We start from the raw sequence: 5,981 nt of genomic DNA, 5'->3' as shown, positions 1-5,981 counted from the left end.
CGCCTTCAACATCACCAGCCGCGGGTACGGCGGCGCCCCGCGCTCCGGTTCCGGCAGACCGCCCAGCACGTGCTCCACCGCGGTCCAATCCACCAGTTCGCTGATCCGCCTCAGCACCGGATTGCCTTTTCCACGCCGCGACGACGCCAGCGCGTCCGCAAAGCTCGGTTGCCCCACCTGCCGATATGCCATTCCCATCCCCTCCAATCCGTCTAGGGAATCGCAGATTCGCGAATAATGCAAAGCTCTCGCAAGCGGGAGAGGGAGCGCACCTCCATCGTCGCAACACTCAAGCCACATCTCACCGCGCTTCAGATTCGTCCGGCGGCGCCGAGCCGCGATTCGAGCCAGTCGAAGATGTATTCGTTGGCAAGGCTCGGATTGTCCGCATGGGCCTGCGCCGCGCCCGTCTCGGCCGCCGTGAACACCTTCAGCATGACATCCGAACTGCCGAGCCGCGAGTTCTGGACGAGCTGACGCGCCCGATCGGCCTTGAGCCAGCCGTCCTCGCCGAGCGTGATCAGCACCGGACAGTCGGCGCTGGAGGCCATCAGCGGCGCATGCGGCACCGGGACGATGCTGACGTCGCTCATCGCGAATCGGCTGGCAAAGAAGGCCCGCTCGTGCAGGTCCCACAGGCCGCCGTCGCAGACGGCGGCGGCCAGCCGCGGCTCCTGCAATACCGCGCGCGCCACGAAGGACGAGCCCCAGCCATCGGCGATGATCCCGACGCGCGCGAAATCGACGTCTCTCCGCGTCTCCAGATAGTCCATGACGCCGGGGATCGCGCTCTCGAGATCCCGGCGCCGCAACAGCGCGTCGAGATAGTCGTCGCGCTGGTCGCCGAACAGGTCGAGTGCCAGCATCGAGAAGCCGCGCTCGCGCGCATGCGGCACGAGCTTGACCAGAAACTCTTCCTTGCGGTGGCCGGGCTCGCCGATGCAGATCACGGTCGGAGCCCGCCCCTTCCCCGACGGCGCCGGAAGGAAGTAGCCCTGCAGCGAATGCCCGTCGAGCCAAGGTATCGTCACCACCTCGCCGGCCGGGCTGCGCGCGGCGAGGTAGCGGCGCGCGCATTCCTGCATCGCCAGCACCGCGACCCAGCGGCGCTCGTCGGCGGGGTCGAGCGGCATCGCCGCGGCACCATAGTAGTTCATCGCGCGCAGCCAGTTGCGCTGCGCGCTCGCAAGGTGGCCCTCCGCGAACGCGGCCTCGGCGCGCTGCCGATTGGTTTGCGCCAGCTTCTTCCACTCGCGATGCCAGGACCGGTCGTCGCCGCGCTTGAGCTGCCGCGCGATCATCAGGCATTCGGCGATCGTGGCGCCGCCCTCCTGGGCCGCGGTGAGCAGCCGCGTGAACTCAGCAGAAATGTCCTCTCGTTCCGGGCAAAGGGTCCAGTCGTCGGAGAGGCATGCGGGCATCATCGGGAGCTACGCTCTGTCGTCGCGTTACGCTCATTGACTAGACCATTTCAGCTCGTCAACCAAGCGGCCGTGCGCCCGATGAGAGGCGTTTCAGATCACCATCGCTTGAACATCGTCATGTCGCATGCGTGACATTCCGATTGGTCATGGAGCCGGCGAACATTGGCAAGAGATGGCACGCAAAATTGCTGACGCATCTCTTGCCATGATGATCATCATACCTATATTCGCGTCCGCTCGGAGGCGGCCTCAACCGAGCCGCCAGCCGACCTCCTGCGTGATACTTTCGAAGAAGGCGCGGTCGTAAGCCTGCTCCGGCGTGGCGCGTACGCGCTCGTCGAGATGCTTGGCGTCCTCGCCGACGAGAATGCGCCAGCGCTCCGCCTTGACGCCGTCGAGAATGATCTTCGCCGCCTGCGCGGCCGTCGTCGGCGCGTCCTCGAGGAAGCTGCGGGCGCGCTCGGCGAACGCCGCCTGAATGTCCTCGTCCGACATCTTGTCGGCATCCGGCACGCCGGCCGCGGCCATGCGCTTGCGGGTTAGCGCCACCTCGTCGGCGTTGAGCCGCTCCAACCCATCGGCGCTCTGCACCTTGCGCGAGTTGGAAACGATCGAGGTGCCGATATGACCGGGCATCGCCACCGAGCATTTGACGTGCGGCGCGTGCAGGCGCAGGTCGTTGATCAGCGCTTCGGTAAATCCCTTCACCGCGAACTTGGCCGAGCTGTAGGCGGTGTGCGCCTGGTTCATGCCGATCGAGGCCCAGAAGCCGTTGACGCTCGCGGTGTTGACGATGTGGGCCTCGTCCGCGGCGACCAGCATCGGCAGGAAGGTGCGCACGCCGAGATAGACCCCGCCCCAGCAGATGTTGAAGGTGCGCTCCCACTGCTCGCGCGTGTTGGTGAACAGGCTGCCGCCGCCACCGATGCCGGCATTGTTGAACAGGAGATGGATCTTGTCCGTCTTCTGCTGCTCGGCGAGCTCATCGCGAAAACACTTGAGATGATCCTCGATCGCGACGTCGGCGACATGCGTCGTGACGCGCAGGCCCTGCGGCAGCTTCTCGGCCTCGCAGAGCCGCTTGGTCTCGGCCATCGCGGCTTCCGAAACGTCGCACATCGCGACGTTGCAGCCTTCAGCGACGAGCTGCCGCGCGAGCTCGCGCCCCATGCCCGTGCCGCCGCCGGTGATGACCGCGATCTTTCCAGCAAAATCCTTCATGGGACTCGGTCCCTCCCCTTGTCGGTATGTTTCTTCCTCACAGCGCCGCTCAGCGCGGCGCGCGCAAAACTGTAGCAGCCGCGCATCCGCGGGTAAAAGCGGCGCGCTGTCGTTCGATATCAGTTATTTCGGCGGACGGACTATTCCGCCGCTTCGACGCGCGGCCAGCTCAGCGCATCGGGACGCCTCGTGAAAGCAATCCAGGGATGACTGCCCGGCTTCCGTATCTGTCCGGCTTCGGGAAACGGGCATTCTTTTTACAATCCGAATCGTCAGATGGGGACCCTGGGTTGAGTCGGCTAGGCCAGCGTGTGGTTTGCCTGTCACAGGCTCTGGCACTCCGCTTGCATCCTCTTCGTGGTCAGAAACAACCGATGAGGTGACAGGAATGTTCGTGACCGTCGTTGCCGTGCTCTGCCGGCTAGGTGCATCTGCCTCGGGCGCTTGCGTCGAGGAAATCGTGACCGACAGCAACATGACGCCCGAGATTTCGATGATGCAGTGCGCGGTCGGCGCACAGGCACCCCTGGCGAAATGGATGGGCGAGCATCCGATCTATCACGCCAATTGGCGCCTCGAGCGCTACAAATGCGTGCCGGGTCGCTACGAGATCAAGGGCCACGCCTAAGGCCCCGCAAAACTACTGATCCGAACGCGACGGATCGAGGAAACGCCCCGGAGGCCGCCGCCGACGGACCGCACCGCGCCAGTCCAATAAGACGGCGCTCCGTGACAACGATCACATCCATCTCCAATCAAGCCACCTCACGCAAGATGATCGCACGCGCCCGTCGGCCTTCCGGCGTCGGCATCAACGCATAGTTGTGCGGCTGGTCACGGAGCAGATGCAGCTCGACCGGCACGCCCACCGCCCTCGCCCGCTCCGCCAGATCGACGCTATCAGGATAGAGCAGATCGCGCGTGCCAGCGAAGATCGTCATCGGCGCGAGCGAGCGGAAGGCGCCGTTGAGCGGGCTGACGAACGGATGGCCGACATCGAGCTCGCCGGCATAGAGCCGCCCCGCCTCCACGATTCCCGGAATGTCCTGGATCGGATCGCGCGCCGCGATCGCAACCTGCTCCGGACGGCTGACCGAGGCATCGGCCGCGGGCGAGATCAGCACCATCCGCGCCGGCTGCCGATGACCGCGATCGCGCAGCCATTGGCAGGCGGCGAGCGCGAGACCCGCGCCGGCGGAATTGCCTGCTACCGTGACCTTGGCGGGCCCGGCGTCTTCCAGCAGCATACGCAAGAGCTCCGCCGTCGCCGGCACGACGTCCTTGGCGGTCGCGCGCGGCGCGAGCGGATAGATCGGCACGACGCACGAGACGCGCGCCTTGCGCGTCATTTCGCCGACGAAGCGCCAATGTGCCGGCACGATCTCGTTGATGTAGCCGCCGCCATGCAGGAACATCACGTAGTTGCAGCCCTCATGGCCCGAAGCCGGCGCGGTGTAGTACACGGGCCACCCGCCCATCCCGGTCAGCGTCACCTCGACATCGCGGACCAAACCCGTCGGCTCGTGCGAGGCCGGCTGCAAGGCGAGCTTGCGCACATGGGCCTGCACGGCCTCGGCGGAGGCGAGCTGCTTCTTGAACGGAAGCAACCGCAGCAGCATGTTGAAGCACCGGCTCTGCAGGCTCGGCGCGGGATCGTTCGACGCCGCGTCCCACGTGAAACGACCTTCACCGCACAGCCGCCCGATCGACAGGATTTTTGCAACGCTCATGCTCTGCCCTCATTTGCTGCGTCCGCCGGCTCGCGACTGCCCTCTGTCCATCAGCCGGCGATCGTGCGTATAATGCGAGCATTCGCTCGCTTTTCCTACTCGCATTCGGATCGATGGCCCATGCCGCGCAAGCCGCCGACAAAACCCCGGAAAAATGCCTCGCAGGCGCGCTCACGCGCCACCGTCGACGCCCTGGTCGAAGCGACTGCTCGCATTCTGGTCCGCGAAGGTTTTGAGAAGGCCAGCACCAACCGCATCGCGGAAGTAGCCGGCGTCAGCGCCGGCTCGCTCTATCAGTATTTCCCAAGCAAGGAGGCCCTCGTCGCCGCCGTGATTGAGCGGCACAACGAGGAGATCATGGCCATCGTCCCTCGACAAGGCCGTACGAAAACTCGTCACCGTCGCGATCGAAGCCCACCGCATCAACCCGAAACTGCATCGGGTGCTCGCCGAGCAGATCCCGCGCACCGGCCAGCTCAAGGAGGTCGAAGCCTTCAACCGCGAGGTCCACACTTTGGTGCGCACCTATCTCGAAAGCCGCCGCAAGGAGATGCGCAAGATCGACCCGGGGCTGGCGACGTTCATCTGCGTCAGCACGATCGAAGCGGTCGCGCACAACACGGTGCTGAACCACGCCGAGATGCTGTCGGAGAAGACGGTGAAGGTGCTGGTGGACGAGACGACGCGGATGGTGGTGGGGTATTTGAGGTAGGCGGGCGTTGCTCAGCGTGCGCTTCTAGGGAAGACGCCGCTGCTTAAGCTCCCGAATCTGCCATCCGATCGCGATCGCCCGCTCCTGCGCCCAAAGCTGGTCGTATTGCGCGACTTCATGCCTGACGAGATCTTCCGTCGTCGCCCCCTGGACGATCCGCTCTCGATGCTTCTGGCTGCAGAAATGGGCGACGAGGCCGGCAATCTTCTGCTGCTCGTCAGAAGGTTGATCGGTCAATCGTGCCAAGCTCTCGCGCCACAGACAATCCTCGCGCTCGATCTCGTCACGAAGAATCTGCAAGAGCCGATCAGTTTCTTGATCTTTCAGCTTGTCGCCGGCCAACGTAGGCGAGGCGGTCAGCGCGAACGTGCAGAGCAGAGCGATCCGATACATACCCATCCCACGGGCTGGCACAATGACATTATGCCCCTGTTTTGCCCCACGCGTCAAACCGATTCGGAAAACCGTCATTCCGCCAATGGCTTCGCTACTGTGCATGGGGTTGTTTTCGGCATTTTGGTTTGCCGACCATCGAGCGGCCACGCGCGCGTCATCGTCACCGGCGGGAGCGGGCTCCACGCCGACGGTCGATCCACCCGACAGATGATTTGTGAGCGACCCGAGACATAGGTGACACTTCGTACCGGACACATGGGTTACACTTTCCGCTTTTGTTCTGCGGGAGGTGTGGATGCCGTGGAGAGCGAGTTCGGTGATGGAAGAGCGCCTGCGTTTTGTCGCCCGGCTTCTGGATGGGGAAGCCATGACAGAGGTCTGCCGGGAGTTCGGCATATCCCGCAAGACCGGTTACAAGATTTTCGCTCGCTACAAGGCACACGGGCTTGAGGCGCTGAGCGACCGCTCCAGACGCCCGATACGCTATGCCAACCAGTT

General features: G+C 64.5%; 7 protein-coding genes and 2 pseudogenes. 4 read left to right on the top strand and 5 right to left on the bottom strand.

What is annotated here, in order from left to right:
- The 3 genes and pseudogenes from YU9_RS0137930 to YU9_RS0137920 form a co-directional block, all read right to left on the bottom strand.
- Positions 1–192, bottom strand: a pseudogene (locus YU9_RS0137930) (IS5/IS1182 family transposase); the annotation flags it as partial.
- A 119-nt stretch (positions 193–311) separates the two neighbouring features.
- Positions 312–1,424 (bottom strand): S9 family peptidase, encoded by a 1,113-nt coding sequence (locus tag YU9_RS0137925; RefSeq protein ID WP_027577362.1) that lies wholly within the window; start codon positions 1,422–1,424, stop codon positions 312–314.
- A gap of 249 nt (positions 1,425–1,673) precedes the next feature.
- Positions 1,674–2,645 carry an SDR family NAD(P)-dependent oxidoreductase gene (locus tag YU9_RS0137920; RefSeq protein ID WP_027577361.1) on the bottom strand — a complete coding sequence of 324 codons (972 nt, stop codon included), beginning with the start codon at positions 2,643–2,645 and terminating at the stop codon, positions 1,674–1,676.
- 388 nt (positions 2,646–3,033) lie between these two features.
- On the opposite strand from YU9_RS0137920, the gene YU9_RS0137915 reads away from it, so the two are divergent.
- Positions 3,034–3,273 (top strand): hypothetical protein, encoded by a 240-nt coding sequence (locus YU9_RS0137915; protein WP_027577360.1) that lies wholly within the window; start codon positions 3,034–3,036, stop codon positions 3,271–3,273.
- Between the two features lie 127 nt (positions 3,274–3,400).
- Here YU9_RS0137915 and YU9_RS0137910 read toward each other — a convergent pair whose 3' ends face one another.
- Complete coding sequence (locus YU9_RS0137910; RefSeq protein ID WP_027577359.1) at positions 3,401–4,375, bottom strand: alpha/beta hydrolase fold domain-containing protein; 975 nt, start codon at positions 4,373–4,375, stop codon at positions 3,401–3,403.
- A 72-nt stretch (positions 4,376–4,447) separates the two neighbouring features.
- Between YU9_RS0137910 and YU9_RS50580 the strand changes: the two are divergent.
- Both YU9_RS50580 and YU9_RS50575 read left to right on the top strand, forming a co-directional pair.
- Positions 4,448–4,648: pseudogene (locus tag YU9_RS50580) on the top strand (TetR/AcrR family transcriptional regulator); the annotation flags it as partial.
- Between the two features lie 61 nt (positions 4,649–4,709).
- Positions 4,710–5,087 carry a hypothetical protein gene (locus YU9_RS50575; RefSeq protein ID WP_245266723.1) on the top strand — a complete coding sequence of 126 codons (378 nt, stop codon included), beginning with the start codon at positions 4,710–4,712 and terminating at the stop codon, positions 5,085–5,087.
- 24 nt (positions 5,088–5,111) lie between these two features.
- Here the strand turns inward: YU9_RS50575 and YU9_RS0137900 are convergent, their stop codons facing one another.
- Positions 5,112–5,630 carry a hypothetical protein gene (locus YU9_RS0137900; protein WP_156952370.1) on the bottom strand — a complete coding sequence of 173 codons (519 nt, stop codon included), beginning with the start codon at positions 5,628–5,630 and terminating at the stop codon, positions 5,112–5,114.
- Between the two features lie 148 nt (positions 5,631–5,778).
- Here YU9_RS0137900 and YU9_RS0137895 point away from each other — a divergent pair.
- Positions 5,779–5,981, top strand: a 203-nt coding sequence (locus tag YU9_RS0137895; RefSeq protein ID WP_027576897.1) for a helix-turn-helix domain-containing protein, incomplete at its 3' end; no start/stop codon positions are given.

The sequence above is a fragment of the Bradyrhizobium sp. WSM1743 genome, assembly GCF_000473065.1.
Classification (GTDB): Bacteria; Pseudomonadota; Alphaproteobacteria; order Rhizobiales; family Xanthobacteraceae; genus Bradyrhizobium.
Note: the sequence above shows the minus strand (reverse complement) of the source record. Positions and strands in the feature narration are given on the sequence as shown.

Excerpts from the sequence above, each read along its gene's own strand:
- YU9_RS0137915 (WP_027577360.1), top strand. The coding sequence starts at position 3,034 with ATGTTCGTGACCGTCGTTGCCGTGCTCTGCCGGCTAGGTGCATCTGCC.
- YU9_RS0137920 (WP_027577361.1), bottom strand. The coding sequence starts at position 2,645 with ATGAAGGATTTTGCTGGAAAGATCGCGGTCATCACCGGCGGCGGCACG.
- YU9_RS0137925 (WP_027577362.1), bottom strand. The coding sequence starts at position 1,424 with ATGATGCCCGCATGCCTCTCCGACGACTGGACCCTTTGCCCGGAACGA.
- YU9_RS0137910 (WP_027577359.1), bottom strand. The coding sequence starts at position 4,375 with ATGAGCGTTGCAAAAATCCTGTCGATCGGGCGGCTGTGCGGTGAAGGT.